This window comes from Enterococcus termitis (genome assembly GCF_001730305.1).
In the GTDB taxonomy this organism is placed as follows: domain Bacteria; phylum Bacillota; class Bacilli; order Lactobacillales; family Enterococcaceae; genus Enterococcus_L; species Enterococcus_L termitis.
The window spans coordinates 76,002-102,575 of sequence record NZ_MIJY01000005.1 but is presented as its reverse complement, the minus strand read 5'-3'; the positions used below and the strand labels follow the sequence as shown (position 1 = coordinate 102,575).

Annotated in this window: 25 protein-coding genes; 22 read left to right on the top strand and 3 right to left on the bottom strand. The window is 34.2% G+C overall.

The window, feature by feature from the left end; translation table 11 throughout:
• Nucleotides 1–94 precede the first annotated feature (94 nt).
• Together BCR25_RS05265 and BCR25_RS05260 are read left to right on the top strand one after the other, a co-directional pair.
• Nucleotides 95–1,408 (top strand): Y-family DNA polymerase, encoded by a 1,314-nt coding sequence (locus BCR25_RS05265; protein ID WP_069662571.1) that lies wholly within the window; start codon nucleotides 95–97, stop codon nucleotides 1,406–1,408.
• Nucleotides 1,408–1,914 (top strand): hypothetical protein, encoded by a 507-nt coding sequence (locus BCR25_RS05260; RefSeq protein WP_069662570.1) that lies wholly within the window; start codon nucleotides 1,408–1,410, stop codon nucleotides 1,912–1,914. The genes BCR25_RS05265 and BCR25_RS05260 overlap by 1 nt, the downstream gene beginning before the upstream one ends.
• Nucleotides 1,915–2,362: 448 nt before the next feature.
• Here BCR25_RS05260 and BCR25_RS05255 read toward each other — a convergent pair whose 3' ends face one another.
• Nucleotides 2,363–2,884, bottom strand: a complete 522-nt coding sequence (locus tag BCR25_RS05255; RefSeq protein WP_069662569.1) for a hypothetical protein — start codon at nucleotides 2,882–2,884, stop codon at nucleotides 2,363–2,365.
• The gene (locus BCR25_RS05250) at nucleotides 2,884–3,849 is read right to left on the bottom strand and encodes a ParA family protein (RefSeq protein ID WP_069662568.1); all 966 of its coding nucleotides are present in this window, start codon (nucleotides 3,847–3,849) and stop codon (nucleotides 2,884–2,886) included. Before BCR25_RS05250 ends, BCR25_RS05255 begins: the two co-directional genes overlap by 1 nt.
• Before the next feature lie 376 nt (nucleotides 3,850–4,225).
• On the opposite strand from BCR25_RS05250, the gene BCR25_RS05245 reads away from it, so the two are divergent.
• Entirely contained in the window at nucleotides 4,226–4,552 is a 327-nt protein-coding gene (locus BCR25_RS05245) for a helix-turn-helix domain-containing protein (protein WP_069662567.1), read from the top strand.
• 352 nt (nucleotides 4,553–4,904) lie between these two features.
• A complete protein-coding gene (locus BCR25_RS05240; protein ID WP_069662566.1) occupies nucleotides 4,905–6,437 on the top strand; it encodes a primase C-terminal domain-containing protein in 1,533 nt (510 codons plus the stop codon).
• Nucleotides 6,438–6,786: 349 nt separating this feature from the next.
• Here BCR25_RS05240 and BCR25_RS05235 read toward each other — a convergent pair whose 3' ends face one another.
• Complete coding sequence (locus BCR25_RS05235) at nucleotides 6,787–7,728, bottom strand: helix-turn-helix domain-containing protein (RefSeq protein WP_069662565.1); 942 nt, start codon at nucleotides 7,726–7,728, stop codon at nucleotides 6,787–6,789.
• Between the two features lie 756 nt (nucleotides 7,729–8,484).
• On the opposite strand from BCR25_RS05235, the gene BCR25_RS05230 reads away from it, so the two are divergent.
• From BCR25_RS05230 to BCR25_RS05145, 18 genes are all read left to right on the top strand, one after another.
• Entirely contained in the window at nucleotides 8,485–8,916 is a 432-nt protein-coding gene (locus BCR25_RS05230; RefSeq protein WP_069662564.1) for a hypothetical protein, read from the top strand.
• 416 nt (nucleotides 8,917–9,332) lie between these two features.
• Nucleotides 9,333–9,584 (top strand): helix-turn-helix transcriptional regulator, encoded by a 252-nt coding sequence (locus tag BCR25_RS05225; RefSeq protein ID WP_069662563.1) that lies wholly within the window; start codon nucleotides 9,333–9,335, stop codon nucleotides 9,582–9,584.
• 78 nt (nucleotides 9,585–9,662) lie between these two features.
• Nucleotides 9,663–9,947, top strand: coding sequence for a hypothetical protein (locus BCR25_RS05220; protein ID WP_069662562.1), 285 nt, complete (start codon nucleotides 9,663–9,665; stop codon nucleotides 9,945–9,947).
• 22 nt (nucleotides 9,948–9,969) lie between these two features.
• A complete protein-coding gene (locus BCR25_RS05215) occupies nucleotides 9,970–11,109 on the top strand; it encodes a V-type ATP synthase subunit I domain-containing protein (protein ID WP_069662561.1) in 1,140 nt (379 codons plus the stop codon).
• A 162-nt stretch (nucleotides 11,110–11,271) separates the two neighbouring features.
• Entirely contained in the window at nucleotides 11,272–14,241 is a 2,970-nt protein-coding gene (locus BCR25_RS05210; protein ID WP_069662560.1) for a SpaA isopeptide-forming pilin-related protein, read from the top strand.
• Nucleotides 14,242–14,317: 76 nt separating this feature from the next.
• Nucleotides 14,318–14,632, top strand: a complete 315-nt coding sequence (locus BCR25_RS05205; protein WP_069662559.1) for a hypothetical protein — start codon at nucleotides 14,318–14,320, stop codon at nucleotides 14,630–14,632.
• Nucleotides 14,633–14,653: 21 nt separating this feature from the next.
• Nucleotides 14,654–15,202, top strand: coding sequence for a hypothetical protein (locus tag BCR25_RS05200; protein ID WP_069662558.1), 549 nt, complete (start codon nucleotides 14,654–14,656; stop codon nucleotides 15,200–15,202).
• A gap of 54 nt (nucleotides 15,203–15,256) precedes the next feature.
• Complete coding sequence (locus BCR25_RS05195; protein ID WP_069662557.1) at nucleotides 15,257–16,354, top strand: hypothetical protein; 1,098 nt, start codon at nucleotides 15,257–15,259, stop codon at nucleotides 16,352–16,354.
• A 152-nt stretch (nucleotides 16,355–16,506) separates the two neighbouring features.
• Nucleotides 16,507–17,775, top strand: coding sequence for a glucosaminidase domain-containing protein (locus BCR25_RS05190; RefSeq protein ID WP_069662556.1), 1,269 nt, complete (start codon nucleotides 16,507–16,509; stop codon nucleotides 17,773–17,775).
• Nucleotides 17,776–17,789: 14 nt separating this feature from the next.
• Complete coding sequence (locus tag BCR25_RS05185; RefSeq protein WP_069662555.1) at nucleotides 17,790–18,293, top strand: hypothetical protein; 504 nt, start codon at nucleotides 17,790–17,792, stop codon at nucleotides 18,291–18,293.
• 71 nt (nucleotides 18,294–18,364) lie between these two features.
• The gene (locus BCR25_RS05180; RefSeq protein ID WP_069662554.1) at nucleotides 18,365–19,186 is read left to right on the top strand and encodes a hypothetical protein; all 822 of its coding nucleotides are present in this window, start codon (nucleotides 18,365–18,367) and stop codon (nucleotides 19,184–19,186) included.
• A 35-nt stretch (nucleotides 19,187–19,221) separates the two neighbouring features.
• Nucleotides 19,222–19,551 carry a hypothetical protein gene (locus tag BCR25_RS05175; RefSeq protein WP_069662553.1) on the top strand — a complete coding sequence of 110 codons (330 nt, stop codon included), beginning with the start codon at nucleotides 19,222–19,224 and terminating at the stop codon, nucleotides 19,549–19,551.
• 41 nt (nucleotides 19,552–19,592) lie between these two features.
• On the top strand, nucleotides 19,593–19,799 hold the full coding sequence (locus BCR25_RS05170; RefSeq protein ID WP_069662552.1) for a hypothetical protein: 207 nt from the start codon (nucleotides 19,593–19,595) through the stop codon (nucleotides 19,797–19,799).
• A complete protein-coding gene (locus BCR25_RS05165; protein WP_069662551.1) occupies nucleotides 19,783–20,163 on the top strand; it encodes a hypothetical protein in 381 nt (126 codons plus the stop codon). The genes BCR25_RS05170 and BCR25_RS05165 overlap by 17 nt, the downstream gene beginning before the upstream one ends.
• 119 nt (nucleotides 20,164–20,282) lie before the next feature.
• On the top strand, nucleotides 20,283–21,317 hold the full coding sequence (locus tag BCR25_RS05160; RefSeq protein ID WP_139124524.1) for a hypothetical protein: 1,035 nt from the start codon (nucleotides 20,283–20,285) through the stop codon (nucleotides 21,315–21,317).
• A complete protein-coding gene (locus tag BCR25_RS05155) occupies nucleotides 21,292–23,148 on the top strand; it encodes an immunoglobulin-like domain-containing protein (protein WP_069662549.1) in 1,857 nt (618 codons plus the stop codon). The genes BCR25_RS05160 and BCR25_RS05155 overlap by 26 nt, the downstream gene beginning before the upstream one ends.
• A gap of 72 nt (nucleotides 23,149–23,220) precedes the next feature.
• Nucleotides 23,221–24,315 (top strand): hypothetical protein, encoded by a 1,095-nt coding sequence (locus BCR25_RS05150; protein WP_069662548.1) that lies wholly within the window; start codon nucleotides 23,221–23,223, stop codon nucleotides 24,313–24,315.
• The gene (locus BCR25_RS05145; RefSeq protein WP_069662547.1) at nucleotides 24,315–26,567 is read left to right on the top strand and encodes a hypothetical protein; all 2,253 of its coding nucleotides are present in this window, start codon (nucleotides 24,315–24,317) and stop codon (nucleotides 26,565–26,567) included. The genes BCR25_RS05150 and BCR25_RS05145 overlap by 1 nt, the downstream gene beginning before the upstream one ends.
• The last annotated feature ends 7 nt before the right edge of the window (nucleotides 26,568–26,574 follow it).

The following is a 26,574-nucleotide window of genomic DNA, read 5'->3' as shown; positions in this document are numbered from 1 at the left end:
CTTTTTTTCTCTTGGTAGAGTTTCTGAGGCTAGACAAAAAGAACGAATGTTCGTATAATTGTTGTACAATGTCAGTATAAAAAAGGTGAGGTAAATGAAATTTGACTACAGCAAAGAGCCTAGTAGAGATATCCTTTGTATAGATTGTAAATCATTTTATGCGAGCGTGGAATGTGTGGAACGTGGCTTACACCCTCTCAAAACAATGTTGATAGTAATGAGCGGTGCAGAGAATTCAGGTGGTTTAGTATTAGCTGCTTCTCCCCTTGCCAAAAAAGTATTAGGTATTTCCAATGTAACACGGTCAAGCGAAGTCCCGTACCATAAAGACCTATTGATTGTCCCTCCTCGAATGTCCTACTATATGGCCAAAAACGTTGAGATCAATCAAATTTATAAATCATTTGTAGCAGACGAAGATCACGCCGTCTTTAGCGTCGATGAATCGTTTCTTGATGTGACGAACTCACTTAAATTATTTGGCTGTAAAAATGCTTATGAAATGGCTCAGTTGATCCAACACAAAGTAAAAGATCAAACAGGTATATATGTAACAGTAGGAATTGGTGACAACCCTCTGTTGGCCAAGCTTGCCTTGGATAATGGAGCAAAGCACAGCAAGGATTTTGTCGCAGAGTGGCGTTATGAGGACCTACAGGAAAAAGTTTGGAGTATCCACCCAATGACTGAGTTCTGCGGTATTGGAACTCGCACTGTTAAGCGGCTTAATTGGTTGGGTATCAGGACTATAAAAGAAATTGCTGAAGCTGATCCCTATCGATTGAAAAGAGAATTTGGTGTGATGGGCTTACAGCTGTATGCACACGCCTGGGGAATCGATCGTAGTTTTTTGGACCAACGAAAGCCAGCTGCCAAAGTTGATAAGTCAATAGGCAATAGCCAGGTACTACCAAGAGATTATACTCGGCAAGATCAGCTGGAGCTTGTTTTAAGAGAGATTGCAGATCAAGTTGCTACCAGGTTACGCAGCAGTCATTTAAAAACGGGATGTGTAGCTGTATCAGTCGGCTATTCAAAAGGATATATTGACCGACAAGGTAGATCCGGATGGCGCAAACAAATGAAAATACCGTTATCAAACAATACTAAGATCCTCTCTGAATATGTACTTCTACTTTTTAGATCAGAATACAACGACCAAGATGTACGACACGTTGGTATTTCATACTCAAAACTAGCAAAAACGGATTCCCTTCAGCTGGATTTATTTTCAGATCCCGAAGAAGAATTTAGTGAGCAACGCTTAGACTTTTTAATCGATACTATCCGGAAAAAATATGGGTTTAAATCGTTGATACATGCTTCTTCCCTACTTGATGGTGCGACCGCAGTATCTCGATCAGGATTAGTTGCCGGACACGCTGGCGGAAATGTTGGGGTGCAATGATGAAAAGGACAAAAAAAGAGTTTTTTGATTATAACGAATATCGTGATCGTGGGATGGCTTATAAATGGGATACGGCTTTTGCTATTGGAGAACTACAAGAAGGAATCAAGGAGTCTTCAGCTGAGTCTAGTAGAGATTTAGAACGTATTCCTCAACAAGATAGGAAGTACATAGAATACTGCCTAGAACGTTCAATAAAGCATAATAAGATATTAGAGATACAACTAAATAGCTTAGACGAATTGGGACGCGTTAAGGAGCCTATATGGGGGAATTTCAGAGGCTTTTGTGATTTAGATGTAGTAATGATTGGTGATCACTATTTGGATTACGAGGATATACGATATATTAAGATACATGACTTTAGAAAGTGGTCAGAAGATCCAGACGTTCTAGAGGAGTCTCCTTTCGGGACTAATAATGTTGATGTTAATAATGAATCTGATCAAGAGTTAATAGATGCTGCGTTTAACGAATATTTCAATGATAATGAGTGGATAGAGTAAAACTACGAAATGATTATCAAGAAAATATATTTATAAAGGTAATACATTACTATTATATTACCATTATAAATATATTCGGTTTCGCAAGAGGATTGTATCTTGACTGTATTTTACTGTGTAAACAGCTTTTTTATAGCTATGATAAATGTAGGAGGGTTCCAAATTTTGAATGGCTTTCTAATACCAATATATTACTAATGTATTACCATTGTAAATATATTATCTTTAGTAATTAATTAGCAATATCTTAATCAAAATTGATTATGGCTTAAGTGAGGAGATCTTGAGATGATGAAAATGTAAATCGTTAGTGAATATCAGTGTATTTGCACTGATTGTTGTGTTGATTAAAAAAGTGTAGAAATACGTTCTATTTTCTTTTTATTATATTTGTAAAGGTAATATATTAGTAATACATTACCTTTGCAAATATAATAAAAGAAGACTATTAATAGTCTTCTTCAATTTCGTTCATGTAGTCATTAAAATTATCAATATTAATGGGGTATTTACTGTAATCCTTAACATGCTTGTTAGCTTCCTCTTCTGTAATAAGCCCTAGTTGAAGAAAATGTTGCCATATTGCATTATCAACAAAATCGGAGATAAAACCTTTTGTACCAGGTATCTTTCTACTGCGTTTTTTATCTTTGTAAACAAGGCTTTCTAGGGAATCAACAGTGTCCTGACGTAGCTTATAAGTTCTTGGTATCATTTCTGAGAGGTGCTTCTGAGTTTCTCTAACCAACCCAAATTTATTTGAACTTTCTGAAGAGGGCACAGTTTCTTGTATCGTCTCTTTTGTAGGAGTCTCTTCATTAGTAGACAATAGATCTTCTTCAACGACAGTTTCATTGGATAGATTCTGTTGAGTATCATTTTGGAGATCGTCTTCTGGAGTCTCTACATTTTCTAGTTCTTCGTCAAATGCAGAGTTAAAGTTTCCAGCTGCTCTTTTTCTTCTAGCCATTATTCTTCAACCTCACTTTCTTGATATAATTGTACAGGTATCTCTAATGTTTTCCCGTCTTTACTTAATAAACCAAGTCTGTTCATTTCAGTAATTAGCTTGTAAAAATTTTGAGCAAATTTGTTGTTTGGGTCGTTCATTGTAATCGGTAGACCATTCCTAACTAATTTGTCAGCAAAAGTAATAGATCTTGGTATTTCAGTATCAAAATAATGATAATTGTTCCGATTAGTATATTTCATCATTGAATTAATCATTTTTGCATGCAGATTAGTATTGTAAACCTTGTTTGCTAAAACACCACCAATTCTGAGTTCTGGATTGTATTTTTCTTTAAGTGTCAGTACTCTTGAAATTAAGTGTGTAACCCCGTCAACACCATTCAAGTCAGGTTCATAAGGTACTATTACCACGTCTGCAATGGAAAGTACAGAAGAAGTAACTTGCTTCAGCTCAGGCGGTGTATCGTAAATAATGAAGTCATATTCTTCTTGAACATTATCAAATGATCCAGCTAATGCATTAAAATAGTTAGCACTAGGATCGATGATGTTTGTCATTTTCTTTTTAAGCCCCTCAATAGTCATTAATTCAGAAATATTGTTTTTAAATTTCTTTACTAGTGAAACGAACCATTCCAAAATTGTATCTCGAAATTCTTCCATTTTATCAAACTCTAGATAGTTATTATCAGAGTTAGCCGGTAGAACGTCAATGTTACTATCATATGTACCAACAATCGTATCTTCAACTGAAGCAGTCCCCATAAAAACATCATAAATTGTATTTTGATCATTAGCTACTTTTACTCTAAAAGATTTCGTAGTATTTCCTTGAGCGTCAGTATCAACAACAAGAATTCTTGCGTTTGGGAATGCCTTTCTAAGAGCGCCTGTGATATTAATAGTGATAAGAGTTTTTCCAACTCCACCTTTGTTTGCTGCAACGGTAATTCCTACTGCCATTTTCCTCTCCTTCTTTCATATAGATTAATTTTAAAAGTAATTTTGTATAAATATAATATATTACTATTAAGAATAGATTGTGTTACTTACAAAAATAGAATACCATAATCTGTTGTTAAAAACAACAACGAACATGGAAATGGAATTAAAAATGTGTAATAACGCTGTAATAATAAAGTATTACTATTGTATAACTTTAAAAAATAGATTAGTAATAGTAATGTATTACATTAATAATGCTAATAAAGCCTATTACCAATACATTTTTTGGAATGGCAAGAAAATAGAAGATGGTTTAGAATTGATTACAACTAACTTTTGTGGTAATCTAATCTTGTGAATTGTTGTTGTTTGTAACAACAAAAGGAGGGAAGTTATGGAAGAAGGGGGTAAGCAGTTTAGAAATGAATATGATCGATTTTTATTAAAGTTTCTGGTCAAAAACTATTATGTAAGTAGGGTTGAGCTTTCAAAAGCAATAGGACTTTCTCCCAGTTATGTTAGAGAATTTGATAATGGAACTCGGAGTTTCGGAAATGAAGCTTTGGATCGATTAGAAGAAATGATTACTGCGAAATATGAGCTTGTTTTATCAAAGCACGAATATGCTTTAGAACAAGCTAGAGCAACCATCCTAAGTATTAGAACGGACGAAGAATTACAAAATTTTAGAAATAGAATCGATGAAATGTTGGAATTATAAAATAAAAAAACAGTTTACAAAATTTTAGAGTTGAGTTAATCTAATTTTAAAATAAAAAAGAGACCTAAAATTAATTTGATTGGTAGTCAGATTAATTTTTAGAAATCACATACCCAAATTATGTGTTCCTTAGTCTCAATTTCTATAAATTTTAATTTGATAAGTGTTTTCGCCTTCACTTTATTGAGTATATTATAGCAAATTTTGACAAAAAATACAATAGATTTAGGCTTATTTGTTGCGCAAAAATGGCTGTTAGGCTAGTTTTTTGGTGATAAAATTGATGAATCCCGTATTCGTAAGGACACAAAGGTTATTTTGTGTCCTCTTTTTTTGGAAAGGAACCCAAAAAATGAACTTACTGGATCAAGACCTAAATCTTATTTATGCTACCCTTTTGAAGGGGGGATTAAGACAATATAAATATAAAAATAGTAAGCTACGTCCATTTATTCAGCAACCTGAAGGGGAAAAGGGTGCTATTTTTGGGTTTAGATCCAAAGAAAATATGACAGCTTCACGTGGGATCGTTCTCACTTCAGAAGAAGCATTGTGGGAAAATGAAGACTGTTTTACACACTGGACACCAAATGTTTATAGTTACGGCACCTATACAGATCCAAACAGAACGATCGTAAAAGGACACTCTGAAGAGAATTTAAAACAGATCAATGCTTTTTTAATTGATTTTGATCGATCACCAGGGGAAAAACTAGATTATCAAATGATCCTTGATGCTGCACTCGATTTAGATTTGATCCCAACGCTGATTTTAAAAACTCCTGGGGGCTATCAGGCATACTTTATTTTAGAGAGTGCTTGGTATATTTCTTCAAAAAATAATTATGCGTCGATCGAAGTGGCCAAACGGATTTCGGAAAATCTTCGGAGAGCCTTTGCTGAAATATTACCTTCAGTTGATCTAGGCTGTAACCATTTTGGTATTGCTCGTATACCACGTACTGATAATATTGCTTATTTCTATCATGCAATGACCTATGACATGCAGCAACTGATCTCATGGTCAATGAAATATCAACCGGCTGCCACTAAGAAAAAAACATTTCTTCAGCTACTACCTTCAGTAACTGAAGAAGTACAGCAAATACAAGAAAAATGGGTCGACGTGCTGCTTAAAAATCCGGAAATCATCGGTAGAAAAGGGCATTTAGGCAGAAACAATGCTTTCTTTACGCTTGCATTGGCTTGCTATTCTTCACAAAAAGAACGATCAGAATGTTATGATTTTTTAGACGAGCTAAACGAAAAATTGAATCGATCAATGAAAGATACTGAAGTAAAAAGAATCGTTAGAAGTGCGTATTCGGGACGTTACAGAGGTGCTAATAAAGCCTATGTACTAGAGCTTCTGTCTAACTGGAGCTTAGAATCACTCTCTGAAGATCAATTATTCACACAAAAGCGTACAGCATGGCATAAGTTTAAAAAAGATCGATCAGAACGCAAACGATCGCACGTTCATGAATGGAAAACAGATATTTTAGAATACCTAGAGACACAATGCTATCGATACAGACCAGAAATTGATTTAACAAAGGCAGAACTGCAAGCAGCTATAAAATACCAGGATAAGAGTATACCAAAGAGATCACTAGATAAAGCAATCAATGAGTTAAAAACAGAAGGCAAAATTTTTGTGAAAGTGAGATCCGGTCGTGGCGGTGGGTTAGTGGTTGCAACAAGAAAAGCGCTAATTCGCACCGTGATTGTAGTAAATCAGACGGTTAAAAAGGCGTATAAAAACGCGATCAGAACCTTTTTTAAAGAGGCAGATATGCTACTAGCTAAGTTGTTTGAACCATCAGCAACAAGCAAAGAAATAGGGCTAGTTAGGAAGCAAACAAATCTATGGGAGCCTGGATAATTTTAAACATGCACACTGCCAATACATTATATCTAGGATACTTTCTCCTTTGTTTACAGGGGGAGCAGGTATTAAGAGACTGACATTTTATGCTTTAGTTTACTTTAGGGTTTCCGATATCAAATGGAACGAACTTTTGCTCTAAGATTTCTTATATGAATCTTAAAGCTTTATGATTTCAACGTTTTAAAATCATATTATTAGAATTTACATTTTACGGTATAGAGGTTAGCAGAGAGGGCAATTTCTTTTTATGGTTATGTTCTGATGAATTGATGCATGGAGTTTTCATTGTTGTAGAGAAATTCGGCTTCCCTACAACAATGGGATTTGTATGTTGTGTTTATCTTTATTGATTGATGTTGTATTCTGAAGGGGTCATTAATGTTACATTGTATTTTTCTAGGAGTTTTTGTGGGTTTTTTTCAAAAGTCAGTAGTTTCATTTCTGTTTCAATTTGTTTTAAATGGTGAGTCATTCCGAGTTTTTTAATAATATCTTTGTACTCATCAATTTTTGATAGGTAGGTTGATTTGCCGGTTTCTAAGTAGAGTAATAAGTTTTCAAGATACATTAGGTCTAGCTTGAATTTATATTCATTAAATCCCATATTATTTTTTTCAGCGATTTCAAGGTATCGTTTGGCTTGTTTGAACATATTGGAATAAATTGATACTGAAATAATGTTGTTAAGAGCAGCATAAGCTTGGGAAATGGTGGCTGTATCACGTTGATTTATATAACTAAGTGGAATCATTTTTGTTAGTATATTTTCCGCTTTTGCAGGGTGTAGGTAGCCAATTACACTTGAAAGTATTTGGTAATCATAGTAAAAGTAAGATTGTTTGTTGTATAAATTATCAAATATTAAATCAAGTTCAATAGAGTTAAACTGTTCTATTTCATTCAGATACTGGCTGTAAAAGTGTTTTATAGAGATATAATTTGCTAAATATCGTTGATTAGTCCATTTGTTTTCGTTAAAAAAGTTGTAGTAATCTATTAACTCTTTTTTTGCTGCTGTATCAGTATTTGTTGATACACTAGCTGAAAGGGTATAAAAAACTTTTTTGAACTCATTTTGTTTCTTGTCGAAATCTGAAAAAGAAAAAAATTCATTTGGAGAGATACTTGTATTGTCAAGATATTCTTGTAGTTCCTTCATGGTTATAGAACGGTCACCTCTTTCAATACTTGAGTAAGCAGGCTGACTCATATCTTTAGGCTTTGCCTCAGATTGGCTAAGGTTCTTTTTTTGACGAAAAAATTTTAAAGTTTCAGCTATATTCATGTAATTAACTCCTTTTTTAAGTTTATATAAAAAACGTATAAATTTTGATTCGAAAGAAATAAATATATTACTAAAGGCGGAAATATGCCCTTTTTTTATATCAATTTCGTATAACGTATTGTTTTTTCAGCTATGTATGGTAAATTTGTGGTACAGAATAATTATTTTGTAATGTAAGTAACAAAGCTAGGGGGAAAGAGAATGACATTGGTTGCATTGGTTATTGTACCGTTATTTGTAGTTGTATTAGTCTAAAAAATGTAACGATTAGTTGCAAGTTAAGAAATATTATGATATTGTTTAGACACAAATTAGAGAAATAGTGCAGTTAGCTTTGAGAAGTTAGCGAACAACAGAATAAGAGCCAAAACTATAATTCCTCCCTACTAAAAGGACGGCAATCCAATTAATAGGTCAAACGGAATTACAGTTTGAACAGACTCATGTAAGCACCACATGAAACTGTCCGCGGCTCCCTGTTGCAACTAGTGTCACAACGTCCTATTATAGCAATACTTTAGGGAAAAAGATAGAAAAACTTAGTTTTTCTATTTCAAAACTAGTACGGGAAATTTCGTGACCTCATTATATCAAAAAGTGAGGGCGTTTTGTAGGCGTATGCTTTTCTTTAAAGTATTTGTAATAGATAACGGTTGTGATAGTTGTAACAGTGGAGGGTGAGATACAGTGAAATGTGTCTCACCCTCTTTTTTGTTGCTCGTTAGCTTGTCAAAACTAATTTGGAAGGAGAAAACTATGAAACAGAGAATGACACTTACACAAAAAATAGTTCTACGACTTGAAAGTGGTAGAGTACAGTTGTTCAACCGTCATTTTTACAGGATATGTAAAGGAAAGGCCTTCAGGCAAATAATTACCTACGAAAATGGACTACAGCAATTTGTAGACTTGGGTTCAGCGGTTGAGATCCCCAAAATCTATGATCAAATTAAATTAGTGTTTGATTCTGAAGGAAAGATCGTAGCTGTTAGAACTACAGAAAAAGCCTCCTTAGTTGCAAAAGATAATAGCGTTTGGCAAAGATCACTCATATCAAGGTATAAACCAATGAGTAAAGAACTTAGAGCTTACCATGAACAAGAAGCACTTGAATATTACAATTGGATTAAAAGAGAAAAAATGTACTGTTATCAAAAATATGGAAAAAAGAAAAAACAGCTTCAGTAGTGGATCAAACTAAACACTTTTTGTTTGCTAGTTTTCTAGCAAATAGCTTTACACCAAAAGGTTCTAGTACTGTCAATCGATAATGGATTGATTGTATCGCAATCTTTTAACTAATTGAATAGTTTTATTGGGTTTAGGACGCCCCCTCAAATCAATCAGCGTGACTTATAAAGGGTTTGAGAAATTGCCAGAGTCGAGAGACGGGTGTGTCACATACATGCAAAGATTTTGCGATGATAGGAGCAAAATATCCTGCTTTGCTAGAGTTTACGTTTACGGTTGCTATAAAACGTGCAAATAATTTAGTCCTGTTAAACTGGTAAACAAAAAGTGTTTAGAAGAAATAAAAAAGAGGTACAATACCTATAAAGATTGATTCAAACAGTATTTAAGTAGAAAAATGGAGGAATGACAAAATGTCTAAACAGAAAAATAGTCAATTTGAAGCAAGTATACATGTGTGGAGAGCAAGAAAACGTATGACTCAACAAGAGTTAGCCGACAAGGTAGGGGTATCACGTCAAACAATTATTCAATTAGAAAGAAATAGATACAATCCAGGATTGTTGTTAGCACATGATATAGCTGATGTGTTTGACGTGCCGATCGAACAATTATTTACGTTTAAAAAATTAGACGAAAGTACGCAAGAAAATAATTCTATATAGAATGAACAAAAAGGCATGTTACTGATTAACTACATTATGATATAATCAGTGAAAAATAGACGGTAAAGAAGTGAGAACATGGCGTTTAAAGATAGACAAAAGCGTTTACGGTTAGAAATGTTGGCTTTAATGACGATCGATCCAAAGTGGCATGAAAAGCCTGAAACAGAATTATATAAACAAATAACGACTATTGGTCAACAGCTCATTAAATATTCTCCTGATTATGCAAAACGAACAATTAATGAGGAAGAATATCACCGGTTGAGAAGTCAAGGAGTACCTATCAAACAAATTGCGTCTCATTTAAATATAAGTAGTACAACTTTACATTCATGGCGTAAAGAGAAGGGCTTTATATAAAAAAGAAGGTGGGAATTTAGAAATGGAAAAGTTAAGAACAAAAACGAAATTGATGATTACATGTGTTGGAGTTATCGCAGTATTTGCAGTTGGGGGCGGTGTTTACGCGAACAGTCAATCAAAACAAAAAATAGAGGACGCTCAAAAAGTTGTAGATAAAGAACGAGGTACTTTAAGGGATATAACAAAAGAATTACACAAATTATTGGATTCAAAGGACAATGAATTCCTGGCTAAAGACGTGACTAGTGAGAAAATTAAGGAATTACAAGATGAATTTGATCAAGCAACTAAAAAAGTATCTTCTATTTCAATCGACCTAAAGAAACTGAATAGAGAAACTTATGCTAGTGAAGAAACTGATACCAAAGAACTATTAGAAAAAATTGAAAAGAATTATGCAGCACAAAATGCAGTAAACAAGCTTTATCAGTTTGACGACAAGAGTATGGCCTTGAATGGATCCAAAGTAACAAAAGACTTAGCGATTGCAGACGACTTGAAAAAGGGGCCTATTCAATTAGTAAGAATAGATTTTTTACAAGACAAAAACCAAACAACGTTTGATAAGGTTATTTCTGAATTAGTAATGAATGCAGAAAATCAGCTAAAGCAAATTAATAGTGCGAAACAAGCCGTTAACAAAGTATTTAAAGAAGATAAAGTAATCTCTACTGATACAAAGCTTTATGAAATCGCCAAAGTAGAAACAGAAAAAATCAAGAATACTAAAACTAAAAAAGCGTTAAATGAACAGCTGGAAAAAGTTAAAGCTGCTATTGATAAAAAGGTAGCTGAAACAGAGAAAAAACAAGCAGAAGTAAAAGAAGAAGCAGCTGTTGATCAATCACAGCAACAACAAAATGTGGTTGCCACCGCAGACACACAAGCGGCAACCGATCAAGGTGCGGCTGCTTCAGCTGATTACACCGGAGCAGGTGGAAATGTTGATACTGGCGGTTATGTATCGCAAGGGAATGCGGATACAAATTACCAACAACCGCAGAATCAAGCACCAGCACAACAAGAAACACCTGTAACTACACCACAGCAACCAGCTGATAATGGTGGCAATGGATCAAGTCATGTTGACATGAGTGACATTCAAGGTTCGGAAGATAACCCTTTAAGTGGTGGAACTACTGAATGGGGTGGATGGTAAAAAAATAATATTAAAGATGTAAGCCGATTAAGTACATATACTTAATCGGCTTTTTTTATTGAGGAAGAGAGGAATTTAAATTGAAAACGATCCGATCACCTGCGAAGCAAAAAAAGTTAAATTCTATCCATTAAAAAAACTATTCTATAAAAAGGAGAACTTATGAAATTCAATAAAGTATTTAGCAAATGTGCAACTGTTTTAACAACAGCAATGGTGTTAGGACAAGTAGCGTTAACACCTATTCAAGCGCTAGCGACAGAAGGAACACCAAGTACAGAAGATACTAGTATCAAAGAGACGACCGAATCAACTACTGAGGAATCAAATTCAGCGTCAGTTGAAGCAACAAATGAAAGTGAACCAGTTCAAGAAGTACAAATTCCTGAAATTTCAATCGCTCCGCCAACAAACAATGCGATTGATAACTTTTTAGCGTCGCAACCATTAGTTTCTAGTGGATTTACAGCTGAGGGTGATCAGATCACATTTAATCAAAGAATGATCTCGTTGTTTAGAGAAATCGGTAATAGTACTGGAAAGCTAACAAAATATTATAGTGATACGATGTACATTTCAACTCCATATATTGATGTTACTGGTGAAGAATCTGGAGCTGTTTGGTGTATCAAGCCTGATAGTCCATTTCCAGTTAATGTAGAATACGCTAAAAAAGTATATCATGATGAAGGAGTATACAATATTCTTTATTACGCACTTCAAAAAGGGTGGGATCAACCGAATGAAAATTACGTAGATGTATTTGTGGCGTTAAATGCATATCTAGGGCATAGCTATCAAGGAGTTGATTTAACACAACCAGTTCTTACGTCTGATCCAAATGTAGCTTTCTTACTTCAAAAAGCGAAAGATAAGGATGCGCCAACTGGAAAATTCTCAATAAATAATAAAGTTCAAACAGCTTCGTTTGATCAAAAAAATAAACAACAAATTACTGACTGGTATACACCTGTGTCAGATGGTCATGATGTCACATACGATATTCCAACAAATGAGTTTGATAAAGAAGTAACTGTGGAACTTGATAATGGTCAAACGTTTAGTGGTCAATCAGGGACAAAAACAGTCTCTTCAGATGTGAAATTCCGATTAAAAGCTCCAGCGAATTACACTAAAAAACTAGATTTCACTGTAAACACAAATCAAAAAAATCCAGCTGCTTTGATTTTTGAACCTGTAAATGTAGATGCCCAATCAGTTGTCAAAGCAGGTTGGTTGAAAGATCCGCTGAAGGTAGAAAATGTTCAAGCGACATTCTTTGCACGACAAGGAAAGTTCAAGTTGAAAAAGACTTCAGAAATCAGCAATCTTCCAATGGAAGCTGTCGGTTTTGTAGTGAAACTTTCTAATGGTGAAACATTAGAACTTGAAACGAAAGCTGATGGATATACTGCAGAAAGTAAAGACTATGATTTTGGAACAATTGGTGAAGTAACAGAAGTGAAAACACCAGCTGGTTATGTAGCTTTAGATAAGCCAATCCAATTTACAATCGTTGCTGGCGAAACAATCGAAGTTGCAATCGAAAACAAGGTTCAAAAAGGAAAACTAATCTTCCAAAAATTTGAAGAAGTTTATAATCCACAAGAAACATGGGAAGCAGGTAAACCAATATACGATAGAAATCCTGTGGCCAACCGTGAGTTTGATCTTGTTCGAGTAAATGATCACACATTACCTGATGGTAAGACCATTGTAGGTAAGCAAGGAGAAGTAGTAGATCATATCGTCACAGATAAAGACGGAAATGGTAGTTCAAATTTAGAACTGTATATTGGTAGTCAAAATAAATACAAATTAGTGGAAACTAATACGCCTGAAAACTACCGTGATCCTTCGGCTGTTCAAACAGAATTTTCTATCCCTTATGGAAACAATACTGAAAAATTAGTCTTGTTTGATCAGGGCGAAATTGATAATGAACTAAAAACAACAAATATCACTTTTAACAAAAAAAATGCATTAGATTTATCTGGATTAAACTTGGCTGGGGCAGAATTCTTGGTTCAAGGTGTTACAAATGATGTGAAATTCAAGTTAACAACAGAAACAACTGGTTCATTATTGAAAGTGTTAGCTGACAAAGGAACAGCTACGTATACATTTACGGAAGTAAAACGTCCGGATGGATTTGGACAAGTAACTGGAGATACAGATACACGTATTGTTACAGTTACTGACGGGCAAGATATGACTATTGACTGGGAAAATATGCCAATTATGCCTAAGATTGGAACAAAGGCACATGGCGAAAATGGCGAGAAAGATTTTGATCCTACAGTAGATAACACTCTTTACGATAGCATTCATTATGAAGGCGTAGAAGTAGGAAAAGAAAAAACGCTAGTAACTAAAATAGTTGAAGTAGGCACTGGAAAAATTATTAAAGAAATTGAAGGTCAAATTACATTTGACAAACAAGCCGGTACTCATGTAGTAGAAACCTTTATTCCTGCAAATACAATTAAGGAAAATACAAAAACAGTATTTTTAGAGTATCTTTACAACGATAAAGAGAAAAAAGAAGAATATGCTAAGCATGATGATCTTAATGACCAAGACCAAACGGTTACCTGGACAAAACCAGAATTGAAGATTGAGACATTGTTTGCTACTGTTGACGGAGGGAAAGTAATTGATCCTACGGTTGATAACAAATTAGCAGACAAAGTGAAAGCTTCAAATGTTCCAACAAATAAAGAATTAACTATTCTAACACAATATATTGACTCAGTAACAGGAACGGTCATTTCAAAAGAAGAACACCAACGTAAGTTTGATTCTAAAGAAGAAGAATTTACAGTTTTCCTTGATTTGCCAAAGAACACATTGAAAGACGGTCAAGAACTGGTAGCGACTCACATTATCTATGAGGATAAAGAAAAGACTAAAGAAGTGGGCCGTCATTACGATTTGACAAACAAAGATCAAACAGTAACAGCAAAAACACCTAAAACACCAACTACACCAGCACAAAGTACTCCAACAAAAGGATCATTCCCTAGTACAGGTGAAATGATTCAATCAACATTCGCTATGATCGGTTTAATGATCTTAACGGTTGTGGGGTATTTCTTTGTATCAAAGAAAGCAGAAGCCGAATTAGCATAACACTATTACTATATTTAAGCGATGAACTTTTCGATAAGGTTTATCGCTTTTTTACTATGCAGGAAAGGAAAAAGTCATGACCAGAACGAATGAAAGGGAGCGTGTAACGATTGACGACCTGAATTTAGAAGCGTATAAAGGCTATTTATTCGTGCCGAATCGATTCATTCAGCGAGAATTGGATACGAAAAGGGCCTATCAAAGAAAGAGTGAAACGAGTCTGTATATTGTTAAATCTAGTATATTACGGCGTTCAGACGTCTATTACAAGCGGTCTGGTGCAAAGCAGAAAATAGAGACTTTTGGGATTATCTATCCCAGTGGGCGAGTTCAAATTGTTTCCTATACTCGGATCATACGATCCAATAGAGGGATCATAGTGGTTATCTAAATGTAAAGGGGGGAGGAGGCAATGTTTCCAGTCAGAAAAAAGACTGAATTGTTTTATGGAAAAGATAGCTATGTATCTTATTTGATCAGTATCTATTGCGGATCTATTCAGGTGTATAATGTTTTTTCCTTAGGAGTCAGTCAATCAGATTTAAAACAAGTAAGTACAGATTATCCTAAACGATTCAATACTGTCGAAATAGGAAAAATATCTTGTGGTTTAGGTAATGAGTTTATTTCTACAGCAGATCTGTATAGAAATGTAAGAGAATCAGGTACATTTAATGAAAAAATCTCTGAGAAAACAGAAGTGATTTTCTTGAATCGATTGGATATAGAAAATGACTATGATGAAGGATTGGTCACATATCTTGTTTCTATGTATGAAGAGACGAGCGCAATCATTTTTATTGAAGATTCTGAAAAAGATTCATGGTTAGAAAGGTTACTTTATCATAGGTTGTATGGTTCTACTTTAGAATTTGTGTATTCAAATCGTATTCGTTCAAATTATCCAATCGATACCTTAGTTCATATGCAAGACTTTTTTTTAAAAAGCTTGATTACTTGATGTAAATATTTTTGAACTTTGATATAATAATAGAAAAATGACTAGGGTGAAAATATGGCAGTACAGAAAGCATTTGCGTATCTTTTTGTAGATGGCACGCTCCAACTTATCAGTGCTGTAGAAGCAATTGAAAGAAAGAGTGATACTGAAAAGTCTATCTATTATGATAGTAAAGGAAAATATAAAAGAAGGGTATTTGTTTCGAGGAATAAGAAGACTCCTTCTTTTCATTACTATCCAACCGAAAAAGTTGAATTTCTAGATAAACCTAAAAAAATGACGAGAGAACACCGATTGTTTCAAGAGGGGCTTAGTAAAATTGGAAAAATAAAAATAGCCCCTTACAATCAAAAAGTAGAAAGACCGATAACTCTCTATATAAAAGAATGTCATGTTGAATATATGGTAGAAGCACTTGAAAAAGAAAAGTACTTTAGAATCGATATATTGGTGCAATTGAATGGTACATTTCCATATTCTTTGTTTTATGGTTGGAATAGTTGCTTAGCAATAGAAGTAAAAGTAACACACAAGGTTGATGAATTTAAAACTGCTCAATTAGAAAAAATTGGTGCTAGAGTATTTGAAGTGAAGGTTCCAAAAAAGATAAAGGAACTGATAAAAGAGTATAACTATTATTCAGATAGAGAGTTGGTCACTTGCATTGTAGGTGAATTAAAGAAAGAATCAACGATTCTGTATGGAGAATTCATTAATCAAACTAACGTTCTAGAAGAATTTGAAGAAAGGTATATTAAAATGGCTAACTTTGAACGAGAGATCAACCAATTGGAGAAACATAAAAATAAGATACAAAGCGAATTAACAGAGTTAGCGACACAATTAACTCTATATCAGGAGAAGAAAGAACAACTATCAGTAACCTATATTGAATTACAAGAAAAAATGCAATCATGTAATTCAGAGCTAGATAGGCTTCATACAGAGTTAGAGGAAGCTAAAAAAGCAGATAAAGACGAATACAAAACCAAAGCAGATAATTTAAAGAAAGAAAATGATAATGTGAAGCAGCAACTTCAAAAGATTAAAAGTTTTTCAGTCTTTGACCGACTCAAATTTTTATTCGATGGTGAAATCATTGATCAAATAGTGGAGGGTGAACACTTCGAAAGTGATCATAAGAGCTATTAACAATACAAAAAAAATATAAAAAAACAAGCGACAAACTTTTAAATGAGTTTGTCGCTTTTCTATTATTTATTTTACAAGGAGAGGAACGGGAAATCTCCCGATTGAAAGCACCTAGCTATCTAGTAGCAGTATAAAAAAGGAGGATATGAATTTTGAAAAAAGTATTAACCCTATTTTCAGCGATACTAATTTTTTCTAGTACATTCCCTGTACCTGGTTTTGCGGAAAATGTCGATCGGAATCTAATTATTGAAAGTGATAGTGCAGTTGGACTTCCTGAAGAAACGAATACCAGTGAAACACCGACAAAAGAAACGTCTAGTCAGTCGATTGAATCGTCAGAAAGTACAATAGAATCCAGTCGCCCGAAGGAAACTACGGAATCGAGCGAGGAAATAATAGAATCAGTTGTACAGGAACAACCAGTTACGACACCAACAAATCAAATTGATCCTGTCTATGAATCACCCCAAGAACCAGTTGTCGAAAATGAAACTACAATCACTGTAACACCTGAAAGTATTCATTTTGAAAAGAATCAGACCACAGAAGAATTTGTTGTAAAAGTAGGGGATCAAGCAAGAAAGGTAGGGAAAGAAAAAAACTTATTTGCCAGTATTATGATCGCTCAAGCAATTTTAGAATCAAGTTCAGGAAGTAGTCAGTTAGCTCAAGAGCCATACAATAATTTATTTGGCATTAAGGGTGAGTATAAAGGGCAATCAGTAACATTCCTAACGTTTGAAGACGATGGATCAGGTAATTACTACCAAATCAACTCTGTTTTTTGTCAATATCCAAGTGCGAAAGAATCGTTTGAAGACTATTCAACGCTACTTACAGACGGCGTAGAGTGGAATCCGACAATTTATAAAGGTGCATGGAAAGACGTTGCTAAGACCTATCAGAACGCTACACAAGCATTAACAGGAGTGTATGCGACAGATACTCTTTACAATCAAAAATTGAATGGGTTAATTGAGACCTATAATCTGACTCAGTACGATCATGAAAAAGGTGAAATCGGTACTGGTGGCGACTTTGAACCGTACAATAATGTGAATTATGACGAAGGCAATAGTTATGCTCCTTTGAATTGTACGCAGTATGCGTATAACCGTATTACCCAGTTAGGAGGATATGTTGATTTAGATATGGGAAATGGGGCTGATTGGGGTGCTACAGGCGCTACAAGGGGTTATGAAGTAAGCAATACACCAAAAGCTGGCACAGCTGTTTCGTTTGCGCCAGGTGTTTTAGGTGCAGATCCAATATACGGGCACGTTGCGTTTCTTGAGAAAGTTAATGAAGACGGTTCTATTTTGATCTCTGAAATGAATGCGGTAGGTTTAGGCGTTGTTTCTACTCGTACCATTTCTGCGGAATATGTGGGCATGCTGATGTATATTACACCAAAATAACTGGAGGCTAATTTATGATAAATAAACCTCCTGAATTTTGTTTTTCTATTTCATATATAGAGTTGGCTGCTAATTTAGAAACGAGTATTAAAGGGTTTAAAATGTTATCGGAAAATAAACTTGAAGAACGAATAGTACAATACACAATCGAAGCAAAAACGAATGATCAATTATTATTTTTTGAGCCCGAGCTAGAAGTTAACGTAAAAAGGGACACATATTATCATATACGCCCACCATCAGAAACTTCATATTTAGTGTTTACGCAGTCAATTAGTGGACCATCTTTTACAAATGTGGAAAATGAATGTTTGTCTATCGCAGAAAGTATTGGAACAAATGGATTCATTCTATTGAAGAACAAAGCACCCTGTGTAGCGTTCCTAAAAAAAGATAAAAGGTGGTATTGGCTTCCATTACAACCGTACTCGCAACTTCCGGTTATGCAAACCGAATTACTTCCTTTCGGTGAAATAAATGAAGGGGAGGAGTTCTTTACTACGTTCTTGAAAACGTAAAACATATTCATTAGGCTTTAACTCATTTGGAAATAGATTTTGTAATGAATCACTGCTTAAGGAGGGAGTGTATGAACGCTGAAGAAAGGCAGTTGAAAGAGCTGCTACTAAAGATTGTCGCACTAACGTTTGAAAAAGTAGACTACTACAAAGACTTTTACTTATCTATTACTGGAAAAGAACTAAAAAGTAAGCATGGTCAATATATCTACAATGAGCGAAAAATAGAGTTGTTCAATTTAACAAGACCACCTGGAGCTATATTGATTGTTGCTCTACATGAGATGACCCACCATATTGAGTTTATGGATTTAGGAGAATCTGGACACAAAAAATCATTTTACGAACGGCTTCACCCACTTTTGCTAACAGCACTTTCATTGGGTCTTATAGACAAAAGAGATATATGGGCTTCTGGTGATGATTCAGCTGATCTGAAAAACTTGGAGAAGTATTTTGGCTCCTTGGATTATTGGAAGTATGAGGTTCAAGAATCTGCATTAGTGAGAACACTACATGTTACTAATTCATATGAATGTAGAAATCTGTTGAATCGTCGGGGATATGAATGGTTTCCACAAGCAAAAGCTTGGGAAAAAGAATATCCAAATGAGTCCGAAGCTGTCAATGAAAAAGAAGTTTTGCAAAGCTTGTATCCAGAATTAGAGATAAAAATAATGCGCCCGGTCGATGCACTATTCTCTTTCCATTACTATCTAGCAGTTACTGGAGCATTTCATGTAAAAGAGCAGCTTAGTCAAGCAGGGTACATGTGGAATGGATTTGGATTTAAGAAAGCTTGGGTGAAAAAAATACCAGTTGCTGAATATTTGGATGAGTTAGCATTTTTAAAAGAATTAAGAGTTGTAGGGAAAAAAGTTTCACCTAGTTAGATGATTTCACTCTATATAGAGAGGGGGTGAAAATCATGGTAGATCAAGAACAAGCAAAAGAGCAATATAAGAGTTTTGTCAAAGGAGAACGGTTGACGTATGCTGAAAGATCAAAAATCGTTCAGTTTGATCAAAAATCGTCAGCTTTTGACAAAATGGATATGAGAGTTAGTGCATTGACAGAATTAGAAATATTTGAAGATCTAGATACAACGGAACAAATTGAGAAGTGGGAATCGACCCGTTGTGATGAGGAGATGATTAATTCTCTAGTAGAAAAAGAATACTATCAATTGTCCTCTAAAGAAAAGCAAGAAAGTTGTATTAACAATCAAAACAGAGAAGAAGTTAGTTTAGGGATTTAAAACTGCTCTTCTTTTTTGCGTTTGTAGAAAGGAAAAAGACGATGGGATTAACAACAAAACAGAGGGAAACTAAGGAGCTAGCAATAGCTATTTTGGAATCCCTAGGAAAAGATTATGAAGCAGAAATGACTGCCTGGCATAACCAAATTATCTCAGAGAATCAAAAAATAATTCTTAATAGCCTTAGGGCTTCTAAAGAAAAAAATAATAAGCCACAAGGGGGGAATAATAATGGTGGAACTAACTAGTTTAGAAAAATTACAACGGAGAAAAAAAAGAATTGGTGTGTTCAAAAATATTTTTGTAGTAGCAACTGTATTTTTTTTGGCAGTTGGAGTATTAATGATTTTACCAGATACTGTGATGGCTGCGAATCAAGAGCAAATTAAAACATCAATTAATAAGGGCACCAAAGATATCACCAGTTTAGTCACCAACATTTCAGCTGGGGTGGCTACTGCAGTTTTAGTTGGGGCTTTTCTATTCAATATGATTCCAAATCAAGAAATATCTCAAAAAGCTAAAAGTATCATTTTTAGAGTATGTGCGTCACTATTTGGTATCTCCATTGTAGGTGCAATTGTCAGCTTCATTCAATCATTGGGAAATTAAGACACAGTAAATAGAAGGTGGTGATGGCCATAATTGAGGTGACTGTTCTAGAGACTAATGCTCCTAGATTAACAAAAACAAAGTACCTATATCCAGAATTTGAGTTACTTAGCAATGAATTGAAAGAAAATCAGTTTGTTGTATTTTTATTAAGCAAAAATAGTAAAGATATTTATAAAGGAAAATTTATTAAGATTGATCAGCTATCTGTTCATGAAGATATCTCTTCTAAGATACATGATCGAATGACTAATAATCAAATTAAAAAAAGAACTGGGCAAAGACTTCTAGATCAATTAGATAGAAGTCTTGAAAAAGTAAAAGGACAAGTTCTCACTCAAACAAGCTTTTCACCACCTATTGAGGAAAAAGCAAGTGAGGTATTAGAAGAAATTGTTCCAGAGAAGAGCAACGAAAAAAAAGTACTTAAAAAGAAGAACATTAATTTTTTCTTTCCGGTAAATAAAAAAATTGTGTTGGTCGGAATTTGTAGTTCATTTATGCTTGTTGCTTTTTTTGTCGGAGTTAAGTTCTATTTTTCGTCTGCACAAGATAGAGAAGCAGTGGTAGTAAAAAATAGATTTGATGATTTGCTAGACAAGGGAAACTTTATTGAAGCCTGTAATGAGTATCCTGATAAGAAGAAAGAAATTGTTTCGTATTTAACCGAAGAGAACCTATTTTCTGAATTGAAGGACTTCCAAAAAGAATACCCAACGGACGTAGGTGCTTTTGAACTCGCTTTTTATGAAAAAAAATGGGATAAAGTAGTTGAATCACCTTTAACAGATTTATCTGAAGATAGGCAAATAATGCTTGCTCATGCGTATATTGAGTTAGGGAAGTTATCGGAAGCTGAAATACTAAATAAAAAGCTTAAAAGCGATGTTATTGATCGAGAACTTTCATATTCTTACAAAGTAAAAGCGATACAAGCGATACAAGAAAGTAATTTGTCTGAAGCAGAGGAAATTCAAAAAAAATTGAAGGATTCTGATTTAGGAGAATTGATTGATACAGCTAAACTTTGTCGAGAAATGATTGAACACTACAAGAAAGAAAAAGATGTTGAAAATCAAAAAATATGGCTGAATAAGCTAGAAAATTTAGGAAAGGAACTTTTACCAAATGAATCAGGAAAAGAAAATCAGTAAAAAGAAACTATACACAGGAATTGGGTTGCTTCTATTTGGTACCTTGCTAGCAACAGGAGTTATTGCTAGTAACCTGCTATTGGATACTGAAGCTCCTAACCCAAAAATCACCAAAACAATAGAGAATAATGACTCTAAAGAATCTAAACCGAAAGCGAAGCAAGGGGAAAAAGAAAAGAAAGACTCCGTTCAGAAAACTTATGATAAATATGGCGTAGTGCCAAAGACTGATTTTCCAAGAACGGGCATATCTAATAGTTCTTCATTATCTCCTAGGGAATTGCAAACAGTAGCCAGGGTGATCAATCAACAAAAAGAAGAAAAAGCGGCTACTTCTCTGCCAGTTTTTACTCCAACTGTAACAGGAACGAAAAATCCAGATCCAGTTAAAAAACCGGAAGTACCGATTGAACCAATTATTCCGCCAGCTGTTAAAAGTACCCCAGTTATTCATTTTCAAGATGGAATTGTAATAGTAAAAGGTCAAAACTTTGATCCCTATGCATATTTTTCTGTTGAAGACACTTTAGATCCAAATGTGCAGATTTTTGTTGATACAAGTGATTTAAATTTGAATGCTGTAGGTTCTCAAAGCTTTATTGTTGTTGCAACCAATAAATATGGAGAAACAGCAGTTGCAACTGTTCCAGTATTCGTGGCGTCTAAGCCAGTGATTAATTTAACTTCTAATGAAGTTGAGCTAGTTATTGGTAATGAATTCAATTTTAAGAATTATGTACAAGCATTTGATGAACTGGATGGCGATTTAACAGTAAATGTTGAATTGATAAGCTCAACTATTAATAATGAAAAAGAAGGTGTTTACAGCGCTGATTATGCTGTTACCAACAGTTATGGTGTTACTACAACTATCACGTTAACAGTTAGAGTAATCAATGAAGCACCAACGATTTATGCACCGGAAATTTCTCATGAAATTAATCAAAACTTTGACCCATTAACAGGAGTCACCGCAATTGCGTTTAATGGTGAAAAAATTGATTTAACAGAAGAAAATGTAATCGAAAATACGGTTGATGTGACAACTGAAGGAACATATTACGTTACTTATAAAGTCACTGACCGGTTCGGTAAAGAATCTGAGTTTAGTAAACGTATTGTTACCGTAGAGAATGAAGGTCCTGTATTGAATGGTGTAGAAGATCTTGAATTCTCTGTGGGAACTATTTTAACAGAACAACTTCTTTTATCAAGTGTAAACGCACTCGATAGAGAGGACGATAAACTTGGACTTTCTGTAGATGTTAAGCTGGATCAGCAACAATTTTCAGAAATTGATGTAGAAGTACCTGGTATTTATCCATTGACTTACATCGCAATCGATAGTATGGGTAAGGAAACGAGAAAAGAGATTAAAATCACGATCCTAGGAGACAGGCCAGTCATTCATGGAGTATTAGATACAGAAGTTGAATTAAATGTGTCATTTGATCCATTAGCTGAAATTTCGGTTACAGATACCGAAGATGGAATAATTCCAGCTTCAGAAATTGTAATAACAGGAGTGGTGGATACAACTAAAGAAGGAGAATATATCTTAACGTATCAAGTCAAAGATAGTCATGGTCAACAATCAGAAATATACACTAGAAAGGTTACAGTTAAGGCTACAGTAACAAAAATGGATTCATTCATTAACACTATCTCTAGCCTAGTTATGAAACCAGATGTAGTGAAACCTTTAGATGAACATATTAAACAGGATACTACGGTATCTTCCAAAAAAGCTTCTAAGGAATCGGATGCAGAGACCGCTATCTCAAAAGAAAATGAATCAATACAAGCTCCTCTAAATGAAAAAAGCGAGTAAACAATTAAAATATGTATACTAAAAGGACTTCTTACCCAAAAGGAAGTCCTTTTGTATGAAAGGAGATATTTAATGAAACGTAATAAGTTTGAGTATTTTGTGTTGGTCACTACAATCTTAGAAATAGCATTCACGTTCGTCTTGTTGATTTTTTTCTGTAGATTTGTTGATAAAGAGTTAAAGCAAGCCAATATCCATTTGATTTTTGAGAAACTTTGGTTTGTAGGGAAACTAGCACTGTCAATTGGAAACGTTTATCTAGCAGAAAAGTTTTCAAAAGAGTTAATTAAGAATAAGGATGAAATAACTATCGTCTATCATGAGGTCAAACAAAGATTTATTATCAATTCATGGAGACCATTCACTGCAAACATTAAAACAATTAGTTTTTGGCTTATTCAAATGTTCAATGTGGTGGTAATTGATCGTTTTATTATTCAGTGTATGTTGAAAGCAAGTGCATGGGTTTTAGTTTTAGCGTTTATTAAACAAGGAATTTTCCAATCAAAGGCTATTTCAGAGACGATGGAGTCTTTTTTTCCTGTGTTATTAAAAGAAGTTGAGATGTTCATAACATTAATGATAATGGTTTATTTGATTCTTGCTTGCATAGAAAGAGTGTCTTTAGCTCAACATGGGGAATGGAAACATACCAAGCGATTTGGTTACTGTTTTTTTTCATATCTGGCAATGTTCTATTATCAAGCGTTCAACCCTAAAACGTATGATTTAGTAACAGCTACTTCAATTCCCAACAGTTTGTATGAAGAATTCTTTGTGAAGCTTATTTCAATATTTTTTCTATCATTGAGTATATATCTGTACAAAAGAATTTTCCGAGAAGCTGTTTATGAGTTAAAACCTTTAAGTGGCCAAAGATTAACTCAAGAGCAACTTAATTCTTTATTAGTAATTTCTGAAAAGTGGCAGTCACTTCTTCAATTGTACTCTTTAGAAGAAACTCACTATGGAAATGTGAGGTTCCAGAAACAGATTATTAAGGATATGACTACTGAACCTGAAACAGAGAAAGACCAAACTGTTACTTTATCTTTGAGATATTCCCCATTTAAAGTAACTTTTCATATGTTCAGTCAGACTGTTTCGGGAGTTCTGAGGGCAGCTGCAAATGCACCGGACACTTTAGTTAGAACGGAGGATAAATAATGAGCAGCAAATATACGATCAATGTTCAGGATATTCAAAAAGAATGGCTAAAAAAATATACTAAAGTTGGGAATCAACAATTAGATAAATCTGAAAATGTGCAGAAATATTTGAAACGAAACATTTTCCGTCGTTTTTTTAGGAGGGAAGAGATTAGGGACAATGAACGATATATTGAATCTTTAAGAGGTGCATTGATTGGTGTAGAAACACAGCAAGAATTGTATCTACACACACCTATTGAATTAACAGCTCCTTCAAGAATGGAAGAGCCATTATTACGAGATATGGTTCAATCAATCAATGAGAGCTACAATGAAAAAATTCAAGCTTGTATTGAAAAATTAACACTTGATAATTTTGAGTATACGTACCATGAATATCGGGAATATGCGCTTGATTTGTCAAACATGAAGACAGCAGATTATATGAAAAATCAAGTGTTTCCTTCTCTGACTGAAGCTCTTGATCCAGAGCGGTGGGAAGTATTCATTTTGGATACTGAGTACAGATTTGACGAAAGAGAAGGCGATTTTTATAAATTGCCTACAACGAAAGAGTACCCAGATAGGGACGTGATGGCTTACTTATCGAATCAAAATTCTTTTCATAAAACAGGCGACATTCAATATTTAAATGAAGCAGAATCGATTAAAACGGCGTTTTCTTCTGATACCTTAAAGAAAATCAATGATTTTGTTGATGAATCTATAAATGAATATAAGACGGAAGTCAGCCGATTTACACCCTTTGATTTTGATGTAAACCCAATTTTTAAAGAAGTAGATCGATTGAAAGACTATTTAAAATTTCCAAAACAGTCAATTGTTCTTCAAGAAAACAAGGAGAAAAAAGATCAATTTATTGCGATTTATGATTCATTATCAAAAGAAGAACAAACATATTTAGATACGTTTAACGAATTCTTTCGAGAAGAGTTAATGAATGCGTATTCTGATACTGTAGAAGGCAGATCCAATGAGCAACGTGACTTATTAGCAGTACAACAAAATCATTTAAGTGTTGATCAAGTAGAAAGACTGAAAGCAATTTATCATGAATATGTATCAACAAGTATTCATGGTGCTGAACCAGGTAAGATCCATATGGATAACTTTTCAGAAGTTATTCAAGAAGGGAAAAAACTTCAGCTGGAAAATCAAGAATCTCTGGTAAATACGTTAAGTCAGTTAACTTCTGAGCAAAGGGAATATTTACAACAACGATATATGCTCATTTCTTTACAGGACACGATTTCAAATTTATCAGAAGCATTATATGAAAACGATGAGCTAATGAATTATTCTGAAAGCCAGCAACAAAGTATAACTTCTTTCGAAAAGGAAAACGAATCAATTATGGAAGAAATTGATAAAAGAGGTGAATTATCAGAGAAAACCAAACAGAATATTCAGGATTTGGATAAAAAGTTAACGGATGAGGAACGGAAAGAAGTTAGATTTATTGTGACGAATGTTGATGAACATGCATATGAAGACGCAATAAAAAAACTTGGTGAACGAGAAGCAGAAGGGAAAGAATCAATAAAAACGCCTACTGTTTATTCGCTAGGGGGTAGTTATAAAATGACTCTTCAAGGGAATAAATTTAAAGAGACAGGTAATACTGTTGAAATTAAGAACTTATTCCTGGCGGAAACAGGAAAAGGTTCAGAAATTTTAGGTAGGATTCATAATTTAACTGAAGAGGAAGCCGAAAAAACATTAAACTATCCTTTTGATCAAAAATTTACTGATAAATTTCTTTCAATAGGGGATTCATTTTCTCATGGAGATCCAGAACCAACAGTTGAAGTGAAAAGTTTTGCTGAGGCATTGAAAAAGATTGATAAATCAAATGAAGAAATGCATGTGTATGAAGATATTATTGTAAACTATGAAACTGCTGGGAGAGATGATATAGTGAAAATTCTAAAAGATGAATTGGTCAGAGATCAGAGTAAAGGGTTGCGAGTGAACGATTATGTTTTAGATGTAGTAGAAGGAAGAGAATTTGTCGTAAAAGTTGATGCAATTCCGTACGGAAATCAGGTGGCCGATTCAACTGCATATCATGAAGAGACAGGTTTTATACAAGCAGCTTTAGATCCAGAAAAAGAATACATGAAGCCCACTGCTGACCAAATCCAAGAATTTGATTTGAAGTTTACTGAACTGTTACAGGAAATTGAAGTTCAAGAGACACAAACAAATTCAGAATGCGAAGAGGAATGTCAAATATCAATGGTGTGAATTAGTT